20 protein-coding genes are annotated in these 19,799 nt (G+C 60.5%); 9 read left to right on the plus strand and 11 right to left on the minus strand.

Going from position 1 to position 19,799, the window contains the following annotated elements:
• The first annotated feature begins 59 nt into the window (after window positions 1-59).
• The 9 genes from IEV40_RS06425 (at window position 60) to IEV40_RS06465 (ending at window position 9,302) form a co-directional block, all read left to right on the plus strand.
• Window positions 60-734, plus strand: coding sequence for a response regulator (locus IEV40_RS06425; protein WP_188420182.1), 675 nt, complete (start codon window positions 60-62; stop codon window positions 732-734).
• The gene (locus IEV40_RS06430) at window positions 724-2,157 is read left to right on the plus strand and encodes a sensor histidine kinase (RefSeq protein ID WP_229723997.1); all 1,434 of its coding nucleotides are present in this window, start codon (window positions 724-726) and stop codon (window positions 2,155-2,157) included. Before IEV40_RS06425 ends, IEV40_RS06430 begins: the two co-directional genes overlap by 11 nt.
• Before the next feature lie 100 nt (window positions 2,158-2,257).
• Window positions 2,258-3,337 (plus strand): PAS domain-containing sensor histidine kinase, encoded by a 1,080-nt coding sequence (locus IEV40_RS06435; RefSeq protein ID WP_188420183.1) that lies wholly within the window; start codon window positions 2,258-2,260, stop codon window positions 3,335-3,337.
• Between the two features lie 8 nt (window positions 3,338-3,345).
• On the plus strand, window positions 3,346-3,990 hold the full coding sequence (locus IEV40_RS06440) for a response regulator (RefSeq protein WP_188421076.1): 645 nt from the start codon (window positions 3,346-3,348) through the stop codon (window positions 3,988-3,990).
• A 227-nt stretch (window positions 3,991-4,217) separates the two neighbouring features.
• Window positions 4,218-5,534: an amidohydrolase family protein gene (locus IEV40_RS06445; RefSeq protein WP_188420184.1), complete on the plus strand. Its 1,317-nt coding sequence runs from the start codon at window positions 4,218-4,220 to the stop codon at window positions 5,532-5,534.
• A gap of 88 nt (window positions 5,535-5,622) precedes the next feature.
• Complete coding sequence (locus IEV40_RS06450) at window positions 5,623-6,159, plus strand: DUF1097 domain-containing protein (protein WP_188420185.1); 537 nt, start codon at window positions 5,623-5,625, stop codon at window positions 6,157-6,159.
• Between the two features lie 98 nt (window positions 6,160-6,257).
• Window positions 6,258-7,949 (plus strand): gamma-glutamyltransferase, encoded by a 1,692-nt coding sequence (gene ggt, locus IEV40_RS06455; protein WP_188420186.1) that lies wholly within the window; start codon window positions 6,258-6,260, stop codon window positions 7,947-7,949.
• A 186-nt stretch (window positions 7,950-8,135) separates the two neighbouring features.
• Entirely contained in the window at window positions 8,136-8,843 is a 708-nt protein-coding gene (locus tag IEV40_RS06460) for a TerC family protein (protein WP_188420187.1), read from the plus strand.
• A gap of 30 nt (window positions 8,844-8,873) precedes the next feature.
• Window positions 8,874-9,302, plus strand: a complete 429-nt coding sequence (locus IEV40_RS06465; protein WP_188420188.1) for a universal stress protein — start codon at window positions 8,874-8,876, stop codon at window positions 9,300-9,302.
• Between the two features lie 352 nt (window positions 9,303-9,654).
• On the opposite strand, the gene IEV40_RS06470 is transcribed toward IEV40_RS06465, so the two are convergent.
• The 11 genes from IEV40_RS06470 to IEV40_RS06520 all read right to left on the minus strand — a co-directional run bounded on the left by IEV40_RS06470 (window position 9,655) and on the right by IEV40_RS06520 (window position 19,785).
• Window positions 9,655-10,725, minus strand: coding sequence for a flavodoxin family protein (locus IEV40_RS06470; RefSeq protein WP_188420189.1), 1,071 nt, complete (start codon window positions 10,723-10,725; stop codon window positions 9,655-9,657).
• A 66-nt stretch (window positions 10,726-10,791) separates the two neighbouring features.
• On the minus strand, window positions 10,792-11,754 hold the full coding sequence (locus IEV40_RS06475; RefSeq protein WP_188420190.1) for a sensor domain-containing diguanylate cyclase: 963 nt from the start codon (window positions 11,752-11,754) through the stop codon (window positions 10,792-10,794).
• Window positions 11,755-11,827: 73 nt separating this feature from the next.
• Window positions 11,828-13,108: a multidrug effflux MFS transporter gene (locus tag IEV40_RS06480; RefSeq protein WP_188420191.1), complete on the minus strand. Its 1,281-nt coding sequence runs from the start codon at window positions 13,106-13,108 to the stop codon at window positions 11,828-11,830.
• Window positions 13,109-13,246: 138 nt separating this feature from the next.
• Window positions 13,247-13,930, minus strand: coding sequence for a helix-turn-helix transcriptional regulator (locus tag IEV40_RS06485; RefSeq protein ID WP_188420192.1), 684 nt, complete (start codon window positions 13,928-13,930; stop codon window positions 13,247-13,249).
• Between the two features lie 127 nt (window positions 13,931-14,057).
• Window positions 14,058-14,279, minus strand: a complete 222-nt coding sequence (locus IEV40_RS06490; RefSeq protein WP_188420193.1) for a hypothetical protein — start codon at window positions 14,277-14,279, stop codon at window positions 14,058-14,060.
• Between the two features lie 97 nt (window positions 14,280-14,376).
• The gene (locus IEV40_RS06495) at window positions 14,377-15,609 is read right to left on the minus strand and encodes a THUMP domain-containing class I SAM-dependent RNA methyltransferase (RefSeq protein WP_188420194.1); all 1,233 of its coding nucleotides are present in this window, start codon (window positions 15,607-15,609) and stop codon (window positions 14,377-14,379) included.
• Window positions 15,610-15,705: 96 nt separating this feature from the next.
• Entirely contained in the window at window positions 15,706-16,308 is a 603-nt protein-coding gene (locus IEV40_RS06500) for a 2-hydroxychromene-2-carboxylate isomerase (RefSeq protein ID WP_188420195.1), read from the minus strand.
• 19 nt (window positions 16,309-16,327) lie between these two features.
• Window positions 16,328-16,735 (minus strand): CopD family protein, encoded by a 408-nt coding sequence (locus IEV40_RS06505; protein WP_188420196.1) that lies wholly within the window; start codon window positions 16,733-16,735, stop codon window positions 16,328-16,330.
• A 35-nt stretch (window positions 16,736-16,770) separates the two neighbouring features.
• Window positions 16,771-18,036: a glutamate-5-semialdehyde dehydrogenase gene (locus IEV40_RS06510; RefSeq protein ID WP_188420197.1), complete on the minus strand. Its 1,266-nt coding sequence runs from the start codon at window positions 18,034-18,036 to the stop codon at window positions 16,771-16,773.
• Window positions 18,037-18,153: 117 nt separating this feature from the next.
• On the minus strand, window positions 18,154-19,170 hold the full coding sequence (gene holA, locus IEV40_RS06515; RefSeq protein ID WP_188420198.1) for a DNA polymerase III subunit delta: 1,017 nt from the start codon (window positions 19,168-19,170) through the stop codon (window positions 18,154-18,156).
• Window positions 19,171-19,173: 3 nt separating this feature from the next.
• Window positions 19,174-19,785: an LPS-assembly lipoprotein LptE gene (locus IEV40_RS06520; protein ID WP_188420199.1), complete on the minus strand. Its 612-nt coding sequence runs from the start codon at window positions 19,783-19,785 to the stop codon at window positions 19,174-19,176.
• Window positions 19,786-19,799: the final 14 nt, after the last annotated feature.

The raw sequence follows: 19,799 nt of genomic DNA on the forward strand, positions 1-19,799 counted from the left end.
AAAAGGCATTGCAGACACGATGCTGACAACAGAGACAGTTTCACAGGAGAGGCGCGGGTATGCGCATACTGATAGTCGAAGACGACGAAGTTTTGTCCGCCGCGTTGACGCGTGCGCTGAGCCAGGCTTCGTACAACGTCGATTGCGTGGACAACGGCGAAGATGCATTGCGCGCGCTCAATACTGATACTTATGCGCTGGTGCTGCTGGATATCAATCTGCCCAAGCTGGACGGCCTGACCGTGCTGCGCCGCCTGCGCGAACGCCGCTCGCGTATTCCTGTCCTGATCCTGACCGCGCGCGATACGCTGGACGATCGCGTGCTCGGCCTCGATCTTGGCGCCGACGATTACATGACCAAGCCGTTTGACCTGCCCGAGTTCGAGGCGCGTGTGCGTGCGCTGATCCGTCGCGGCCAGTTCGATGCCGGCAAGAGCCTGACGCACGGCGGCCTGCGTTTCGATCTGGAGGCGCATCGCCTCTTCTACAACGAGCAGCCGGTGGAGCTTTCCGTGCGGGAACTGGCGGTGCTGGAGCTGCTGCTGTCGCGCCAGGGGCAGGTGGTGACGAAGGAACAGATGGTCGATCGCCTGTTCGGCTGGGGCGACGACGGTGGCAGCAATGCGATCGAAGTCTACGTGCATCGCGTACGCAAGAAACTGGAGCCATTCAATATCAACATCCGCACCGTGCGCGGCATGGGCTATCTGCTGGAGAAGGCCGGTGAAGCCTGATAGCGCAAAGAGCAAGGGCGGTCCGACGGCGAACCCTACATTACGCAGCCGGTTGATGCGGCTGGTGCTGATTCCGCTGTCGGTGATCCTGCTGATCGATATCGCCGGCAGCTATTTCGTCGTGCGCCATGTCGCCAATAGCGTCTATGACATCGAACTCAACGAGATCGCGCGCGAACTGCTGCTGCATGTCACACATGACGGCCGGGAATTCGGTTTCAACCTGTCGGCCGAGGCGGAACGCACGCTGTTCCTCGACGAAGAGGACGATGTCTTTTACCTGATTACGACCGATGATGGCGATATCCTCGCCGGCGATCCGACGCTGCCGGCGCGGAAGAAACGCCGCAACGGCAGCGAGACCGCCTATTACGACGACGTCTTCGACGGCAAGCCGGTACGCATCGCCTTGCTGCACAGCCAGCCGCTGGTGCATCCAGCCAGCGAACCCGTCACCATCCAGGTGGCGGAAACGCAGGGCAAGCGCGATCGCTACATGCGCACGCTGTTGCTGCAGGTGATCCTGCCGCAGGTACTGCTGATCCTGATCGCCGGCGTGCTGATCTGGCGCGGTGTGGCACAGGGGCTGGCACCACTGCGCAAGCTGCAGCATGAAGTCGGCATGCGCTCGCATCTCGATTTGAGCCCCATCCATGCAACCGATGTGCCGGGCGAAGTGGAACCGCTGGTGGGGGCCGTCAACGACCTGATGACGCGTGTCGATGCCGTGCTCGGTTTTCAGGAACGTTTCATCGCCGATACCGCGCATCAGCTGCGCACGCCGGTTGCCGGCCTGAAGGCACATCTCGAACTGGCGCTGCGCGAAACCGATTTCACGCAGGTGCAGCGCGCCCTGGGTCATCTTTATACAAGTGCGGAACGGTTGTCGCGCCTGGTGTCGCAGTTGCTGTCACTGGCGCGCAATGAACCGCACAACGTGGTCGCCAATTTCCAGCCGTTCGATTTGAACCAGGTCGCGCTGCGTGCGACGCAGGACTGGGTGCCGCATGCGTACAAGAAGGATATCGATCTAGGTTTCGAAGCATCCGAAAAGCCGGTGCAGCTGAACGGCGAAGCGGTGCGCGTGACCGAGATGATCAACAACCTCGTCGACAATGCGATTCGCTACACGCCGTCCGGCGGTCACGTCACGGTGCGCATCCTGCAGGATGAAGAATCTGCTCACCTGATCGTCAGCGATGACGGCCCACGCATTCCGGTCGAAGAGCGCCAGCGCATCTTCGAACGCTTCCATCGTCTGCTGGGGACACATGAAGAAGGCAGCGGACTGGGTCTGGCGATCGTTCACGAAATCGCCACGTTGCATAACGCGGCCATCGCGCTGGAAGACGATACGGACGGCGTCGGCAATACCTTCACGGTCTCCTTTCCGATTCCGCATGCCGAGCAGCATCAGGCATGACGACCATCCTGAAAAACAGGCAGGCGCGCGCGCATCGCGCTATGCTCTTTGCGTACGTATTTGTGCAGGTATGGTACGCAAGCGAATGCGAAGGTGAACTGTGAGCAAGACGGACGAAGAACTGCAGAAGGCAATCCTCAGCAACATCCCGGATCAGGCATGGCTGAAGGATGCCGATTCGCGTTACATCCTCGTCAACGAAGCCTTCGCTACTGCCTGCGGACTGCCGGAAGCGCAGATATTGAACCGCAGGCCGGTGGATGTCTGGCCCCAGGAATGGGGACAGGAATACATCGAAACCGATCGACGCGTGATGGAGCAGGGCGTGCGCCTGCGCTACGAAGAACAACGGCACGGGCAGGACGGTACGCTGCGCTGGTACGACACGATCAAGACGCCGATCCGCAATGCCGAAGGCGAGGTGATCGGTACCACCGGCATTTCGCGCGATATCACCGACCGCAAGATGGCCGAGCAGGAATTGCTGGAATCGCGCAGTCAGTTGCGTGAGCTGTCGGCCTATCTGCAATCGGTGCGCGAGGAAGAACGCACGCGCATATCACGCGAACTGCACGACGAACTCGGCCAGTCGCTGACGGCGATTCGCATCGGCCTCGGTGTGCTGGAGACGCAATACGGCTTGCAGAATGCGTCGGCGGCACAGGCTGCGGAATGGGCGAAGAATCTGCAGCAGCTGAAGCACATCGCCGATTCAACCGTCGAGTCGGTGCAGCGCATCGCTGCCGATCTGCGGCCGCTGATCCTGGACGAACTCGGTCTGGCTTCCGCGCTGGACTGGCTGCTCGAATCGTTTTCGGAGCGCAGCGGGATTGCATTCAACCTGGTGGTCCAGCCGAAACTGCCGGCTTTCGATCGCGATGTCAGCACTGCTATCTTCCGCATCCTGCAGGAAGCGTTGACCAACGTGATTCGTCACAGCCACGCAACGGCAGTGGTGGTCGAGTTGCAGGAAGACGGCAATGCGATCACGCTGCGCATTGCCGACAATGGCTGCGGCATCGATTCGGTCGAATCGCACGAAAATAGCATCGGCCTGCTCGGTATGCGCGAGCGCGCCTTCATGCTGGGCGGAAGATTGAAGATACAAAGCCGGCCGGGATCGGGCATGCGCATCGACGTGCAGATTCCGCTGGCGCAGAACAACGGAGAGCGACCATGACGCGCGGCATGATCCGTGTATTCATTGCCGACGACCACGCGATCATTCGTGACGGTCTGAAGCAGATCATTTCCTTCGTCTCCAACATGGAGGTGGCGGGCGAGGCCGGCGACGGTGACGAAGTGCTGCAGAAGGTGCGTACGGTGCAGTTCGACGTGCTGGTGCTGGACATGTCGATGCCGGGCAAGAGCGGCATCGCACTGATCCAGCAGATCAAGGCGATCAGGCCGGCGCTGCCCATCCTCGTGCTGAGCATGCATCAGGAAAGCCAGTACGCGGTGCAGGCGATGCGCGCCGGTGCGGCCGGCTACATCACGAAGAACACCGCATCCAGCCAGTTGATCGAAGGCATACGCCGCGTGGCCGAAGGCGGCAGCTTCGTGTCGCCCGGCATTTCCGAGAAGCTGATCCGGCAGATGCACAAGCCCGATGCCGACCTGCCGCATACGCAACTGACGCCGCGCGAGTTCCAGATCTTCAACATGCTGGTGGAAGGGCATTCTGTCAATGACATCGCCCGCATTCTGTCGCTCAGCAACAAGACCATCAGCACGCACAAGGCTGCCATCCTGCAGAAGATGGAAGCCTCCACCACGGCCAACCTCGTCTACTACGCGATGAAACACGGCCTGATCAACGAAGGCTACGACTAGCTTTCGGTCCCGCTTCTCTTTCTCGAAATTTTCCCTGCAGCAATTTCTTTGCTGTCATGTTGCGCCGCATCTAGGAAAATCCCTAGATGCGAATCAGGCGATTCCGATTCCCGGTGCCGCAATTGCGCCGTATGCTCTTTTCCATGGATACGCCCCGCTGAAGTTTCCGGCAACGGGTTTCGCGGTGCGGTCGGCTTTTGAAGCAATGACAACCTGGAGGAGACACCATGACCATGGATCTGGTGATACGCAACGTCCGTGTATGGGACGACAAGCCGTTGATGGATATCGCAATCAAGGACGGCAAGATTGCAGCGATAGAAGAAGGCATCGATGCCTCGGTTGCCGAAGTGATCGATGCCGAAGGCCGCGCAGTCATTCCCGGCATGGTCGAGCCGCACATGCATCTGGAAAAGGCCTTCCTGCATCGCCGCATGCCGCCGGTGCTGGGCACGCTGGACGAAGCGATCCGTGTGACCGGCATCCTGAAAGGCAAGCAGGAGCGCGAGGATGTGCTGCAGCGTTCGCGCCAGGTACTGGACATGGCGGTCGCCAACGGTACGACCGCGCTGCGCGCGCATCCAGACGTGGACCTGATTCAGGGTTTGATCGGCGTCGAGACGCTGCTGGAACTGCGCGAGGAATACAAGGACCTGATCGACATCCAGATCGTGGCATTCCCGCAGGAGGGCATCCTGAAATCGCCCGGCACGGTGGAACTGATGGAACAGTCGATGAAGATGGGTGCGGATGTCGTTGGCGCCTGCCCGTACAACGAACTGTCGTGGGAAGACACGATGCGCCATGTCGACATCGTGTTCGAGACAGCGCAGAAGTACGATGCGCCGGTCGACATGCATGCGGATTTCTCCGATGAAGCGAAGGATCAGCGTTTCGCGGCGACGACGTACATCGCGAAGAAGACGATAGAGACCGGCTACCGCGGTCGTGTCTCGCTCGGCCACGTCACCAGCCTCGGTTCGCTGGAGCCGGAAGAACTGAAACCGATCATCGATCTGCTGAAGGAAGCGGATATCAGCATCGTCACGCTGCCGGCGACCGATCTTTATCTCGGCGGACGCAACGACACGAAGAATCGCCGCCGCGGACTGACGCCGGTGCGTTCGCTGCACGAGGCAGGCGTCAACGTCGCCTATTCGTCGAACAACATCCGCAATGCATTCACGCCGTTCGGCAAGGCCGACATGCTGGTCATCGGCAATCTGCTGGCGCATGCGGTTTCGTTCGGCACGCCGGCGCACCAGTCGGCCATTCTGGACATGGGCACGATCAACGCGGCGCGCTCGATCGGCATCGGTCGCGACTACGGCATCGCAGTCGGCAAGCAGGCCGATCTGGTGATTCTCGATACCTATCAGGTGGGCGATGCGCTGCTCGACATGCCGGCGCGCTCGTGGGTCATCAAGCGCGGCAGGATCACCGTGGTGACGGAACACAAGTGCACGATCCACCGCCACGGCAGCTGCGGCTGCCCTGGCCACAAGCATGCGCACGAATCTGCGCAGGCCGCGAAGAAGGCATGAGCGGTCGACGAATCGACAAGTATTCAGCATCAGCAATTCAGCACAAGCAACCGGTAATCAAACCAAATAAGAAATTCAGGAGATAGAAATGAAAAAGCCCCCGCACGAAGTTGTCGCCTCGCTGCTCGCCGTTACCACCGTTCTGATGGTGCAGTTGCCATGGCATCTGCCGGTCTGGGCAATCTTTATCAGCTGGGCCGGCACGTTCGCGATGGGCGGCCCGACGCCGGAAAACCTGAAGCGCATCTGGCCGACGCTGCCGGTCGGCTCGATCGCCGGCTTCCTGGTCGTGACCGGTTTCGGCATGGCGGGGCAGAATTTCTCGGGCAGCAGTCTCGTCATCGCCGAGATGGTGATTCTGTTCTGCCTGAACGCCGGCATGATGCTGGTGGCGCGCCTGCCGGGATTCAACTTCATCCCCGGCATGTTCTTCGGCTTCGCTTCCTTCTTCGCCACGCTGTTCGGCGGCTTCGGCCCTACGCCGAAAGATCCGCTGGCCGCACTGGGAATCGTCATCATCATGAATGCGATCGGCCCGGTCTACGCGTGGATCACCGCCAATTTCTCGCATCGCCATATGCCGCTGGAAAAGACCTTTCCGAAGCGGGTGCATGGCGAATCGTGAAGCGATTCGGTGGGTGTCCGTTTTGCATCGTGTGACGGGCATCCATGCTCTGTAACGGGAAACAACCGGTGCGCTTCCTTCCACTGCCACGATAAAAGATGAACAAAAATACTCTGCCCGATATGACCAGAAGAAACTTCCTGTCCACCTCCAGCGCCATCGTGCTTGGCACGATGGCGTCGACGATGTCGATGCCATTGGAAGCGAAGCCGGACCACAAGCTGGCAACGTCGAAAAAAGGCATGGTGACCAGTCCGCACGAACTGGCGACCAGGGCCGGACTCGATGTGCTGAAGTCCGGCGGCAACGCGATCGAAGCCGCCATTGCGATCGCTTCCAGTCTGAACGTCACGTATCCGCACTTCACCGGTTTCGGCGGCGATGCCTTCATGATCATCAGCGACCGCAACGGCAAGGTGCGCACGCTGTCCGGCATCGGCCAGGCGCCGCAGGTGCTGCCGGGCTACAGCGGCAAAACGATCCCGACGCGCGGCGCGCAATCGATGCTGACCACGGCCGCCAATGTCGACACGCTGGGCAAGGCCTTCGATATCAGCCGCAACGAGCTCGGCGGCAAGAAAAGCTGGGCGGAATTGCTGAAGCAGGCCATCGCCTATGCGCGCGACGGATTCCCGGTATCGGAATCGGAACGCTTCTGGATGGAGTACCGGTTGAAGGACATGGCTTCCATGCCGGGCGTCGCACAGAATTTCATGATGGACAACCGCGTGCCGAATATCGGCGAAACCTTCCGCCAGCCGCAGCTGGCCGATACGCTGGAAACGCTGGCCGTGCGCGGCTACCGCGATTTCTACGAAGGCCAGCTGGCCGAACGTATCGCCAAAGGGCTGAAGGAGGCCGGCTCGCCGCTGACGGCAAGCGATCTGGCGAAGACGCAGGCGCGCGTGGAACCGCCGTTGCGCGTGTCCTATCGCGGTGGCGAACTGCTGGCCAACCAGCCGCCGACGCAAGGCATCACGACGCTGGAAATCATGGGCATTCTCGATCGTTTCGATCTGAAGAAAATTCCGGAAGGCAGCGCCGACTACTACCACTTGCTGGTGGAAGCGGTAAAGCGTGCCTTCATCGATCGCCGCCATGTGGCCGATCCTGAATTCGTCAACGTGCCGTCGGCCGAACTGCTGTCGGCCGCGCATCTGGACAAGCTGGCCGGCGAGATCGACATGCAGCGTGCGCTGCCGTGGCCGCATGTATTCAAGCGCGGCGACACGGTCTACATCGGCGCCGTCGATGCCGAAGGCAATGCCGTCTCGATGCTGCAGACGGTCTACTTCGACTGGGGCAGCGGCATGATGGCCGGCGACACCGGTATCCTGTGGCACAACCGCGGCGCCTCGTTCAGCCTGAACCCGGCGCACCCGAATGCGCTGCAACCGGGCAAGCGGCCGTTCCACACGCTCAATCCCGGCATGTACCTGAAGAACGGCAAGCCGGCGCTGTTGTACGGCACGCAAGGCGCGGACGGCCAGCCGCAGACGCTGACGGCGGTGCTGACGCGGATGATCGACTACGACATGGACCCGTTGACGGCCTTGTCGCGGCCGCGCTTCCTGCTGGGTAAAACCTTCTCCGACACGCGCGATTCGCTGAAGCTGGAACAGGATGCGGGCGAACAGGTGTTTGCCGAGCTGACGCGGCGCGGCCACGAGATGAGCACGATACCGGCGCAGAGTCCGCTGTCGGGACAGCCGGGTGCGATCCGCATCGACGATGGTGTGTATCGCGGTGCACACGATCCGCGCAGCGACGGCCGTGCGCTGGGCGTCTGATCGGCGATTACGTTTACTGCAAATCTGTCTACATCTCCTGTCGCAGTGCCTTTCTTGCAGCCGCCTCGTGCGGCTGTAAGCATTTTGTAATATTCGTGAAAGCGAACTGTAATGTTCGCGAAAGAGTTGCGTAAGCGCTGCTCCTTAAGATGAACCTGCCAACAAATTCATCTCAAGGAGACTTTCATGTTTGCATCGCTCAGCGACCCGACCCTGTGGGTTGCACTGTTCCAGATCATCATCATCAACGTGCTGCTGTCGGGCGACAACGCCGTCATCATCGCACTGGCCTGCCGTTCGCTGCCGCCGAAGGAACAGCGTAATGCCTTCCTGATCGGTACCGTCGCCATCGTCATCCTGATGACGGCACTGACTTCCGTCGCTTCCATCCTGCTGACGATTCCTTACGTCGAAATGGTCGGCGCGGTGCTGCTGCTGTGGATCGGCATCAAGCTGCTGCTGCCGGAAAACGAAGACGAAAACGTCAGCGCCAGCGAAAATTTCTGGGGCGCGGTCAAGACCATCATCATCGCCGATATCGTCATGAGCCTGGACAACGTGCTCGGCATGGCCGGTGCAGCGAAAGGTCACATGGGCCTGCTGTTCGTCGGTATGGTCATCACGATCCCGCTGATCCTGTTCGGCAGCGCCATGCTGATGAAGCTGATGGAACGCTTCCCGATCATCGTCACGATCGGCGCCGGCCTGCTGGGCTATGTTGCCGGCGAAATGGCAGTCGAGGATCCGGCACTGAAAGGCCATCTCGCCAACGCGCACTACCTGGAAATCGCGCTGCCGATCCTGGGCGCAGCCATCGTTGTCATCGTCGGCAAGATGCTGGCAGCCAAGCATGCTGCTGCTTCTTCGTCCACGACGGTACCGACCGAAGGTTGATCGCACGATAGTCCTGACAAGGAGATTCTCATGATGCACGTACTGGTTCCTATCCATGACATCAGCGACGTCGAATGCGCCGCCAAGCATGTGATCGAACGATATCGCGACCAGAAGGTCGTACTCTTCCTGGTCAACGTGCAACTGCCGATTTCCCGCTTTGTCACGCGTTATGTCAGCCGCGCACAGCTGGATGAATTCCATCGCGAAAGCGGCATGCAGGTTCTGCAGCCGCTGATCGAAAAGCTGGATGCGGCCGGCATCTCGCACCAGGAGCGCATCCTGGTCGGCCACAAGGCGGAAACCATCGCCCAGTTTGCACGCGAGCATTACTGCGATCTGATCATGGTGCCGCGCCACAAGGGCATGCTGGAAAGCCTGGGCCTGGGATCGATCGGCAGCCAGTTGCAACAGCTGATCGGCACCGGAGGACGCTGCGAGGTCAGCGAAGTGTATTGATTGAATACGGCGGCGATTTCTTGCCGCCGCGACGATGTACCAATGATTCAGTCCTCAAGCTGAATTGTTTGTTTTGGCCCGGCTGATCCCGGGCCATTTTTTTTGCCTGACGGTTTTTGCCTCAGTACGCGGAAGAATTCTTCTCGCCAATGAAAAAAGCCCGCATCCATGAGGAGACAGGCTTCTGCGGCCCGCCCAAACCTATCGGTGGAGTGTGGCAGACCGCAACGAATCTTAATGGCCTTTTATGACGGCACGATGACACGTTGGCGGCGTGACATTGTTTTCTGCCGTGAATGTGTCTTCGCTACTTGTGGTGGGAAAAGGCGCAATGCCGGGGAGCAGTTCCACGTCATTTCGGGCGCGGATCGCGCAATGCCGCATCGGGTTTCGACAAGCGCCCCGCACGCAGTTCGCCGACGGCCGCCGCAACGGCGCGTGCGACGTTCCGCGTTTCTTCCTGCACGGCGGTATCGCGATCCAGTGCCGCGTGGCTGTCCGCATACGATTCGTAGTAACCGATGAAACGATCGAGCCGCGCGGTGAAGCCGGCATCGATCAACCCCATCCAGTCCAGCCAGTCGCACAATGCGCGCCGCAAGCCTTCGATGCCGGCGACGTCGCCGTGCACGACGACGCCGTAGGTGCGGCCGGCCAGATGTTTTGGATAAGACCAGCCGGCCAATTCGACGGCTTTTGCCATCTCGGCATCCTTGCCGGAAGTCAGCGTCGGATCGGGATTGCCGCCATCGGCGCAGACCAGGCGATCCATCATCAGCTTCAGCACGCTGGGCGCCTGATACCAGTGCACCGGCGTGACGATCAGTACCGCATGTGCGGCAACCCATTTTTCGTAGATTTCCGCCATCCAGTCGTTGCTCTGGTGCAGGCTGTGATTCGGATAGCAGCTGCACGGCCAGTGACACAAGGGCATGGCGGTGGAGACGCATCCCTTGCACGGGTGGATATGGCGATCGTAGTCGGAAATCAGCAGGCTCAGATCGAGCAGATCGACGGCTATGCCGGCGGTTTGCAATTCATGCTGTGCCAGCTGCGCCAGCCGGAAGGTCTTCGACATCTCGCCAGGGCAACTGCCGTCGTTGCGCGCAGAACCGCAGATCACCAGCACGCGCGACGGTGTGGCCGGATCTTTCTGCCTTGCTTCCGCCGCCAGCAGCCGATCGCGCGTGGCGCGCCATTCGATGGAAAGATCGTAATCGGGATCGGCAAAGCCGGGGCCGGCTTTTTCTGTGACCGGCGATTTGTGCGATTGCTGGTAGTTGTCCCACGCGATTTGTTCGATGCGGGCGATGTCGTCGCGCATGACATTGAAAGCGGGATCGAAGAAGGAAGCGGTGAAGCGCTGGCGGAATTGCTCGCGATCGAGTTTGGGCGGTGCCTGTCCGGTGCGGGGCTTGCTCATCGTCTCCTCCTTGTGATGCGGCACCAGGTGCCACCAAGAAGCAGACAGCGTGATGTGCGGAAAAGTTTATCTGATGGTGCTGTTTTGCAATGCCGATATCGCGTCGCCGCTTTTACGGCATTTCTTGTCGGCATACATGCGGGCATCCGCCTGTTCGGATGCTGCACGCAGGCCCTGTTGGGGATGGCGATTGGCATGGCCGATGGATGCACGGATGCCGCTTTCCTGAAACTTGTGTTTCAGGCGGGCAACCAAGGCTTCTGCCGAGACCGGATCGCATTCGACGGCAAGGATTGCAAACTCGTCGCCGCCAAGGCGGGCGACGACGTCATGATGGCGTGCCACCGCGCGCAGGGCTTGTGACGCGTTCTGCAACAGGCGGTCGCCGGCGGCGTGGCCTTGTTCGTCGTTGATGCGTTTGAGATCGTCCAGATCGATTGAAATGACACAGGCAGGATTGCCGTAGCGTTTGCAGCGTTCTTCCTCGCGCTCCATCAACTGATCCCAGCCGCGGCGGTTGTACAGCGAGGTCAGTCCATCGGAGGCTGCTTCGGCTTCCGCATGTTCGGCGCGCCGGCGATTGTCGGTGGCAGCAAGCTCCGTATTCAGCAGACTGCCAAGCAGGTCGGCCAGCAATTCGACCAGCGCTTGATCGTTGCGAATACTGTCGGGTTGAGGCTGGGGATCGATCGCGCACAGTGTGCCGAACAGCGAACCGTCCGAGCGCCGGATGGGCACACCGATATAGGCGCCGATCTGCTGTTGTGAGGTGACCGGTGCCGTGGCATACGCCTCGATTTCCTGCGCGCGTGGCGCAACCCGCGGCCCAAGGCCATCGACCATGCGGGAGCAGAAGGAATCGGACCAGCGCGATACGTCGCCCGGTTTTGTATTGTTGCCGGATTCCTCGACAGTCAGGACGATCCGATCATTGCCTTCGGTGCGGGTAAGCACCCATAAATCGAAGCCGAAACGTTCGCGCAGAAAGTGCAGCGTGGTTTGCGAAGCGGAAGCAAAATCATGAATCATGTGTTTCTCCGGGCTGGCAACGCACGCACCATACCAAAAACGACAGTGTGCGTCACTTGTGCAAAGACGTAGCTTATTCGATTGTTTCCCATGCATTCGGATTACTGCGCGCATGCAGATACTGGCGATACGCGCTGCCGCCTTGCCACAGGCACAGTGCGATCAGCGTGCAGCCAAGCTGTCCGCATGCCAGCATGATCGGCGAATGTGACAGTGTCGGTGCGATGATGCCTGCCACCAGCGCAGCCAGCATCGTTTGCAAAAATGATTGGCAGGCAGCGACGGTGCCGCGGATGTTGGGAAACAGGTCCAGCACCAGCAGCGTGACGCCGGGCGCCACCATCGACATGCCGAAGGTATAGAAGAACAGCGGGCCGACCGACCACGGCAGCGCCGGTGCAAAGAACGCGTGATAGACGACATTGAAGATCGCCGCGCCCAGCAGCAGGCCGAAGCCGATTGCCACTTGCCGTGCGACCGGCAGCCTGCCGGCCATGCGGTTGGCCGTGAGCGCACCGCAGAAGATGCCGCCCACGGTGGGAATGAACTGCCAGCCGAACTGATCCGGCCCCAGTTTCAAATGTTCGACCAGGAACACCGGCGCGGCGGCTACATACAGGAACATGCCTGCGAAGTTGAACGCGATGGTGCCGGCCTTCAGGTGGAACAGCGGCGAGCGGAACACGCGCCGGTAGCTGCCGAACAGGAAGGTGGGATTGAACGGATGGCGATGCGCGGGCGACAGTGATTCCGGCAGGCGGCGATAGCAGTAGAACAGCAGCAGTGCCGCATAGATGAACAGGCCGAGGAAGATCGAACGCCAGTCCAGATGCTTGACGACCCAGCCGCCGATGATGGGTGCGATGGCCGGTGCGATCGAAAAAATCATTGTCACCATCGACAGCAGTTTTTCGGCAGCAGCACCTTCGTACAGATCGCGGATGATGGCGCGTCCGATGACGACGCCGGCGCCGGCAGCCAGTCCCTGCAGCATGCGGAAGGCCCACAGGTATTCGATGCTGTGCGCGCCGGCACAGCCGAGCGTCGCCACCGCGAATACGGCGAGCGAGACAAGGATGATGTTGCGCCGGCCGAATGCATCGGACAGTGCGCCATGCAGCAGGATCATCACCGAAAACGAGAACATGTAAGCCGTCAGCGTCTGCTGCACTTCCAGCGGCGTTGCGCCCAGCGATGCCTGGATATTGGGAAAGGCCGGCAGATAGGTATCGACGGAAAACGGGCCGAGCATGGATAGCGCGGCCAGCATGATGGCCAGTGCACTGCCGCCGATGGCGACGGCAAGTGGCGGCGGGGTGTTGTTGCCGTGCGGCGTTTGTTCTGGAGAAGGCATGGTTGTCGTTTGCAGGCGTACGCAATGGATGCGCATGCGGATAAAGGGAGCATAGCCGAACGGCCTGATGCCGTCGACGCAGCACGAAAGGTCGAGCCGGATTAATCGAAAAAGCGCGGGAAAAGGACGTGGAATTGTCTATGTGCAGTCGTTTTTCGTCGCACGGACGAAATCGGCGAGGCGGCGGCCGCTGATGCTAACGTAGTGATCGGCCGTGCTGAGGGCGCGGATGCGGTCGACACGGAAGGAACGGAATGCATCGCGTACTTCACACCAGGCGGCGATCGACCAGGTGCCGCCCCAGAAGTATAGCGCGAGCGGCCAGATCGTGCGCTGCGTCGGCTGCTGCCTGGCATCGACGTAATCGAGCTGCAGCTTGTGGCGATGGCCGATTGCCTGGCGAATGTGTTCCAGCCGTTCGCCGTGCGCGGGATCGATGTGTTCGGCCGGTGCGAACAGCGGCGTGGCTTCGACGAAATCGCGCTTCTCGCGCGGCAATGCCAGCGTGATCTTCGCCAGTGCCGCCGCACCCGATGCCGCCAGTTGCGGACCGCCCCATGCCTGCACCATGCGCATGCCGGCGACCATCGCTTCGATCTCGTCCGACGAGAACATCAACGGTTGCAGATCGAAACCGTTGCGCACGCGATAACCGACGCCGGCTTCGCCCTCGATCGGCATGCCGGATACCGAAAGATCGCGGATGTCGCGATAGATCGTGCGCTCGGAGACGGACAGCCAGTCGGCCAGCTGGCGTGCGGTGGTCAGCCGGCGGCCGCGCAGGTACTGGGCGATCTGAAACAGGCGTTCGGCGCGGCGCATGGCTTACTCCATCAACGAAAATCGAATGACGCTGGACTGTCGTGCGTGCATTTTGACAAATTTCATGCCGACAGGTGTGGCGCAGCTGGTCCAGCCGATGCAAGTGGTGTTTGCGGTATTTGCGGCATCATGTGCTGGCATGCAGTGCGACCAGATTGCCGTGGCTGTCGGTGAAATGAGTAACGGTGCACATGTCGTCAGCTGGCACGGCATTCGACAGCAATGCCATTTGAAACGGATCGGGAAGTTGCTGCGCTGTCAGCCGTGTGTCGAACAGCCGTTCGTAGATGCGCACGGCGAGCAGCGGATCTGTCGTCGGAATGGTGAGCGTGCGGATGTGGGCCGGCATGATGTCCCCGCAGGAAATCGGAAGACGACATCATGCCGCGTTGCTACTGACAGCATGGTGTCAGCAGCAACGTATCGATAGCGCAATAATTATTCCGTCATTGTCCCGTCGAGTCGGCCGGTTTCGGTATCGCCTGTTCGCGGCGATTGAAGCCGGCGACCATGTCGAAGCGGAACAGCCGGCATTCGAGCGAGCCGTTGAAGAACGGCGTCTTGCGTGCTTCTTTCAGCCGCAGCATCTTCGGCACGCCGAGATCGGCGGTGAACAGGAAGATTTTCCAGCCGGCGAAGCGCTGCTTCAGCGTGGAGCTGAATGCGCTGAAAAACTCCTTCGCCAGCTCGTCTTCGGCCAGTGCCTTGTCGCCGCGCACGCCGATGCGCTCGCCGTACGGCGGATTGGTCAGCAGGATGCCGGGCGTTTCGGTCGGTGCTTTCACTTCCTGTGCTTCGATCTGTTTCAGCGGCACGTCAAAACGGATGCCGGCCTTGTTCAGGTTGTTGCGCGCCATGACGACCATGTCGCCGGAAATGTCGCTGCCGAAGATCGTCGGCTCGGTCGGTAGCGGATTCAGGCGGATGGCGTTCTTGATCGCTTCCCATGCTTCGGCATCGAAATCGGCGAATTTTTCGAACGCGAATTCGCGCCGCAAGCCGGGCGGAATGCCGGCAACCATTTGCGCCGCTTCGGCGAGGATGGTGCCGGAGCCGCACATCGGATCGAACAGCGGAATGCCGGGCTTCCAGCCGGCCACGCGCAACAGGCCGGCGGCGAGATTCTCACGCAACGGCGCATCGCCGGTTTCGAGACGCCAGCCGCGCTTGAACAATGCTTCGCCGGAAGTGTCGAGATAGATCGTGTAGTTGTGCGCGTCCAGAAAGCCGACGATGCGCATGTCCGGCGTGCGCGTATCGACCGACGGCCGCTTGCCGTCATAGAGATCGCGGAAGCGGTCGCAGACGGCGTCCTTGATCTTCAGCGTGATGAATTCGAGGCTTTTCAGCGGCGATTTGATCGCCGTGATGTCGATACGGATGGTGTGATGCAGGCCGAACCAGTCTTCCCACGGCTGTGCCAGCGTCAGGTCGTAGATGTCGTTCTCGTTTGCGTAGCCGGCGTGCGCCATGCGCAGCAGCACGCGCGAGGCGATGCGCGAATGCAGGTTCATGTACCAGCTGTCGCGCAAGGTGCCCGAACAGTGGACACCACCCGGCACCTGGTTGTGGACTTTCAGCGTGTTGCCGCCGAGCTGCGCGATTTCACCGAGTTCTTCGGCCAGCGCCGCTTCCATGCCGCGCGGGCAGGGACAGAAATAGGAATGTGATGCCGACATCGGGGTACCCTTTATCCGTGTGATTGATGTTGTTCCGCGCCGTTCGCGGAACGTCTTGTTGCTGATGTTTCTACTGATTTCTGCTTGCGTTGCCGCTTACTTCTGTAACGCTTCCTCGACGAAATCGAGGCGATCCTGCCCCCAGAACGCTTCGCCGTCGACGACATACCATGGCGCACCGAACATGCTGGCCGCAATCGCGTCATTGGTGAACTCGTCGTATTCGCCTTGCACACTGGCGGTTTCCGACGATTTCAGCAGCGCTTCGCCATCGTGTCCTGCCGCATTGGCCAACGCGATCAGGGTTGCGCCGTCGGCGATGTTCTTTTCCTCGACCCACAGCGCTTGCATGATGTTGCCGGCCAGTGCCAGCGCGGCATCGGTGCCGTGAGCCAGTTTGGCGGCGATGACCAACTTGGCCGACGGATCGCCGGAAACCGGGAAGAACTTCGGCTGCAGATTCATCGGCAGGCCGAGCCGTTCGCTCCAGCGTTTCATTTCTAGCAGTCGATACGCCTGTCGCTGCGGCGGACGCTTCGCCAGCGGCAGACCGCCGGACACGTTGAATACCTTGCCGAGATCGACGGGTTTCATGTCGATCTGCGCGCCATGCTTCTGTGCCAGCGCAATCAGCCGCTGGTGGCCGAGATAAGACCACGGCGACTGCATCGCGAAATAGTATTCGCACACCTTTGCCATGACGGCCTCCCCTTGTTGTTCAGAACGGCTTGACGACGACCAGAATCACGATTGCCAGCAGCAGCACGATCGGCACTTCGTTGAACCAGCGGTACCAGGTATGCGAGCGCCTGTTCATGCCGTTCTCGAATTTTTTCAGCAGCACGCCGCAGGCATGGTGGTAACCGATGACGAGCACGACCAGCGCCAGCTTCGCATGCAGCCAGCCGCCGCCGAAACCGTAGCTCATCAGCCATGCGCCGAACACCAGCGCAGGAATGGCGAGAATGGTCGTGAAGCGGAACAACTTGCGCGCCATCAGCAGCAGGCGCGTGGTTGCCGTCGTATCGGTTTCCAGCGCCAGGTTGACGAAGATGCGCGGCAGATAGAACAGGCCAGCGAACCAGGAGATGACGAAGATGATGTGCAGCGACTTGATCCAGAGCATGGGCAGTCCGTGATGAACGTAAGGAAATCGGTCGATCAGCTACGCACTTCACCGTGACCGAAGACGACGTATTTCAGCGACGTCAGTCCTTCCAGTCCGACCGGGCCGCGTGCATGCAGCTTGTCGTTCGAGATGCCGATCTCGGCGCCGAGGCCGTATTCAAAACCGTCGGCAAAACGCGTCGAGGCGTTGACCATTACGGACGCCGAATCGACTTCGCGGATGAAGCGCATCGCACGCGTGTAGTCTTCAGTAATGATGCTGTCCGTGTGCTGCGATGAATAGCGGTTGATGTGTGCGATGGCTTCGTCGACGTCGGCGACGATCTTCACGGCGAGAATGGCTGCCAGGTATTCGGTCGACCAGTCTTCTTCGGTGGCCGTCGCCAGATGCGGATAGCCCTGCAGGATCGCACGTGCTTCGTCGTCGGTACGCAATTCGACTTCTTTCGTCGCGTACAGCTTGGCCAGTTCGGGCAGCACCGTTTTTGCGACGCTGCGCGCAACCAGCAGCGTTTCCATCGTGTTGCAGGTGCCGTAGCGGTGGCACTTGGCGTTGAAGCCGATATCCAGCGCCTTTTTCAGGTCGGCGGTTTCGTCGATGTAGACATGGCAGATGCCGTCCAGGTGCTTGATCATCGGCACCTTGGATTCCTTCATCAGTCGTTCGATCAATCCCTTGCCGCCGCGCGGCACGATGACGTCGACATATTGCGGCATCGTGATCAGTTCGCCGACCGCCGCGCGATCCGTGGTTTCGACAATCTGTACCGCATCGGCCGGCAGGCCGGCGCCAGCCAGACCTTCACTGACCAGTTTCGCCAGTGCCTGATTACAGTGCAGCGCTTCGGAACCGCCGCGCAGGATGGTGGCATTACCGCTCTTGATGCACAGGCCGGCAGCATCGACCGTCACGTTCGGGCGCGCTTCGTAGATGATGCCGATCACGCCCAGCGGCACGCGCATCTGGCCGACCTGAATGCCGGTCGGGCGGTATTTCATGTTCGAGATTTCGCCGATCGGATCGGGCAGGGAAACGATCTGTTCCAGGCCTTCCGCCATGGTGGCGATGGCTTTGTCGGACAGCGTCAGGCGATCCAGCATTGCCGGCTCCAGGCCATTGGCACGCGCGGCATCCAGGTCTTTTTTGTTGGCGGCGCGCAGCGCGTCGGCGTCGCGGCGGATCGCGGCAGCGATCAGCATCAATGCCTGATTCTTGGCAGCAGTATCGGCCTTGGCCATTGCATGCGATGCCTTGCGGGCGCGCTGGCCGACTTCGTTCATGTATTGCTTGATGTCCATGTCAGTGACGGATCGGTAACTAAAAAAGAAACGGTATGGCTGGGTGACGATTGATACAGATACAGCGCAGGGAAGAACCAGCGATTAACCGCAGAATTTACAGAATCGACCACGACATCAGCCGCGTGCGATCTTCAACCCCAGCTGCAGCATCGCATCCCATGCATCGCCGGCAAACGCCTTGGCGCGCAAACCTTTGACCATCTTATCGATTTGTGCGGCTTCCTGCAGCGCTTCTTCCAATGTGGAGAGCCGCAACCGGCGCAGCGCCGGTTCGATCAGCCGTTCACGCGGGCCCCAGATGCGGTATTCCTTCGTCAGTTGCCCCAGCGGGCGGCCTTGTGCGATGCCGGCTTTCAATTTCAGCAAGGTGCGGATTTCTTCGGCAACGGCCCACAGCACCAGCGGCAGTGCTTCGCCTTCGCCTTTCAAGCCCTCCAGCATGCGCACCAGCCGTGCGGCATCGCCGGTCAGCATTGCTTCGTTCAGTTTGAAGACATCGTAGCGTGCGACGTTCAGCACGGCATCGTGCACTTGCTCGAACGACAATTGGCCTTCCGGGTACAGCAGGCCGAGCTTGCGGATTTCCTGATGTGCGGCCAGCAGGTTGCCTTCGACACGGTCGGCGATGAAGTCCAGGCATTCGCGATTCGCGCTCTGTTTCTGCGCTGCCAGTCGCGTGCCCAGCCAGTTCGGCAATTGTGCACGTTCGACCAGCGGAATATCGATCCAGACCGCTGCCTGTTGCAATGCGGTGACCCAGGCAGACTTTGCGGTCTGCCAGTCCAGCTTGGGCAGTGTGATCAGCGTGATGTTGTCCGGATTCAGTGCGGCGGCGTAATCCTGTAGTGCCTGCCCGCCATCGCGGCCCGGCTTGCCGGTCGGGATGCGCAGCTCGATCAGCTTCTTGTCGCCGAACAGCGATTGCGACTGGTTTGCTGCCAGCAGTGCATTCCACTTGAAGCTGCGATCGACCACCAGCACGTCGCGTTCCGAATAGCCTTGCGCGCGCGCCGAGCCTCGAATCTTGTCGGCCGCTTCCAGCGCCAGCAAATGTTCGTCGCTGGTGATCGCGTACAGGCCGGCCAGCGGCTTGTTCAGGTGCGCGTCGAGAGCGTCGAATCGCAGTTGCATCGCTTATCTGGGCGCGGCTGCGTTGGGAACGGTGCCGCCGGCATCGGGTACGGCGGATGATGCGCCACTTGTGCTGCTCGTGCCGGCATCGCCGTTTTCTTCGGTTTGTGCCGGCGGTTTGATCACCGCGACGCGGCGCAGGATCTGCTGCACCAGATCGGACTGCATGTCCTGATACAGCATCTGCGCTTCCGCCTCTTTCGCCAGCACGAACGATTCGTTGTAGCTGAGATCGCGTTTGAGCACGATATCGGTCGGTGCCAGCAATTCGCGCTTCTGGTTGTCGATCACGCGCATCGTCACGCGGTAGTTCAACTGGTATTCGCGCACGCGGCCCTGGCTGTTCAGCGACAGGATCTGGCGTGACTTGGATTCACTGGTGATCTGCAGTTGCGCTTCCGCTTCATCCGGTTCGGAAACGATCTGCAGTTCGCCGCTGCCGCGAATGTTGCGGCGCAGTTCGGCGCCCAGCGACGACGATTCAGGTACCGAGATGTACAGCGTCTTGAATGGCAGGTTTTCGCCCAGCACGGAACCGCGCAGCTTGAATCCGCAGGCGGACAGCATGACGGTCGAAGCCAGCGCGAGACAGAGGAGACGGCGGTTTTTCAGCATGGGGAAATCCTGTC

Source organism: Oxalicibacterium solurbis (assembly GCF_014635845.1).
Taxonomy (GTDB): Bacteria; Pseudomonadota; Gammaproteobacteria; order Burkholderiales; family Burkholderiaceae_D; genus Oxalicibacterium; species Oxalicibacterium solurbis.

Excerpts from the sequence above, each read along its gene's own strand:
- IEV40_RS06425 (WP_188420182.1), top strand. The coding sequence starts at position 60 with ATGCGCATACTGATAGTCGAAGACGACGAAGTTTTGTCCGCCGCGTTG.
- IEV40_RS06440 (WP_188421076.1), top strand. The coding sequence starts at position 3,346 with ATGATCCGTGTATTCATTGCCGACGACCACGCGATCATTCGTGACGGT.
- IEV40_RS06445 (WP_188420184.1), top strand. The coding sequence starts at position 4,218 with ATGACCATGGATCTGGTGATACGCAACGTCCGTGTATGGGACGACAAG.
- IEV40_RS06450 (WP_188420185.1), top strand. The coding sequence starts at position 5,623 with ATGAAAAAGCCCCCGCACGAAGTTGTCGCCTCGCTGCTCGCCGTTACC.
- ggt (WP_188420186.1), top strand. The coding sequence starts at position 6,258 with ATGAACAAAAATACTCTGCCCGATATGACCAGAAGAAACTTCCTGTCC.
- IEV40_RS06460 (WP_188420187.1), top strand. The coding sequence starts at position 8,136 with ATGTTTGCATCGCTCAGCGACCCGACCCTGTGGGTTGCACTGTTCCAG.
- IEV40_RS06465 (WP_188420188.1), top strand. The coding sequence starts at position 8,874 with ATGATGCACGTACTGGTTCCTATCCATGACATCAGCGACGTCGAATGC.
- IEV40_RS06470 (WP_188420189.1), bottom strand. The coding sequence starts at position 10,725 with ATGAGCAAGCCCCGCACCGGACAGGCACCGCCCAAACTCGATCGCGAG.
- IEV40_RS06475 (WP_188420190.1), bottom strand. The coding sequence starts at position 11,754 with ATGATTCATGATTTTGCTTCCGCTTCGCAAACCACGCTGCACTTTCTG.
- IEV40_RS06480 (WP_188420191.1), bottom strand. The coding sequence starts at position 13,108 with ATGCCTTCTCCAGAACAAACGCCGCACGGCAACAACACCCCGCCGCCA.
- IEV40_RS06485 (WP_188420192.1), bottom strand. The coding sequence starts at position 13,930 with ATGCGCCGCGCCGAACGCCTGTTTCAGATCGCCCAGTACCTGCGCGGC.
- IEV40_RS06490 (WP_188420193.1), bottom strand. The coding sequence starts at position 14,279 with ATGCCGGCCCACATCCGCACGCTCACCATTCCGACGACAGATCCGCTG.
- IEV40_RS06495 (WP_188420194.1), bottom strand. The coding sequence starts at position 15,609 with ATGTCGGCATCACATTCCTATTTCTGTCCCTGCCCGCGCGGCATGGAA.
- IEV40_RS06500 (WP_188420195.1), bottom strand. The coding sequence starts at position 16,308 with ATGGCAAAGGTGTGCGAATACTATTTCGCGATGCAGTCGCCGTGGTCT.
- IEV40_RS06505 (WP_188420196.1), bottom strand. The coding sequence starts at position 16,735 with ATGCTCTGGATCAAGTCGCTGCACATCATCTTCGTCATCTCCTGGTTC.
- IEV40_RS06510 (WP_188420197.1), bottom strand. The coding sequence starts at position 18,036 with ATGGACATCAAGCAATACATGAACGAAGTCGGCCAGCGCGCCCGCAAG.
- holA (WP_188420198.1), bottom strand. The coding sequence starts at position 19,170 with ATGCAACTGCGATTCGACGCTCTCGACGCGCACCTGAACAAGCCGCTG.
- IEV40_RS06520 (WP_188420199.1), bottom strand. The coding sequence starts at position 19,785 with ATGCTGAAAAACCGCCGTCTCCTCTGTCTCGCGCTGGCTTCGACCGTC.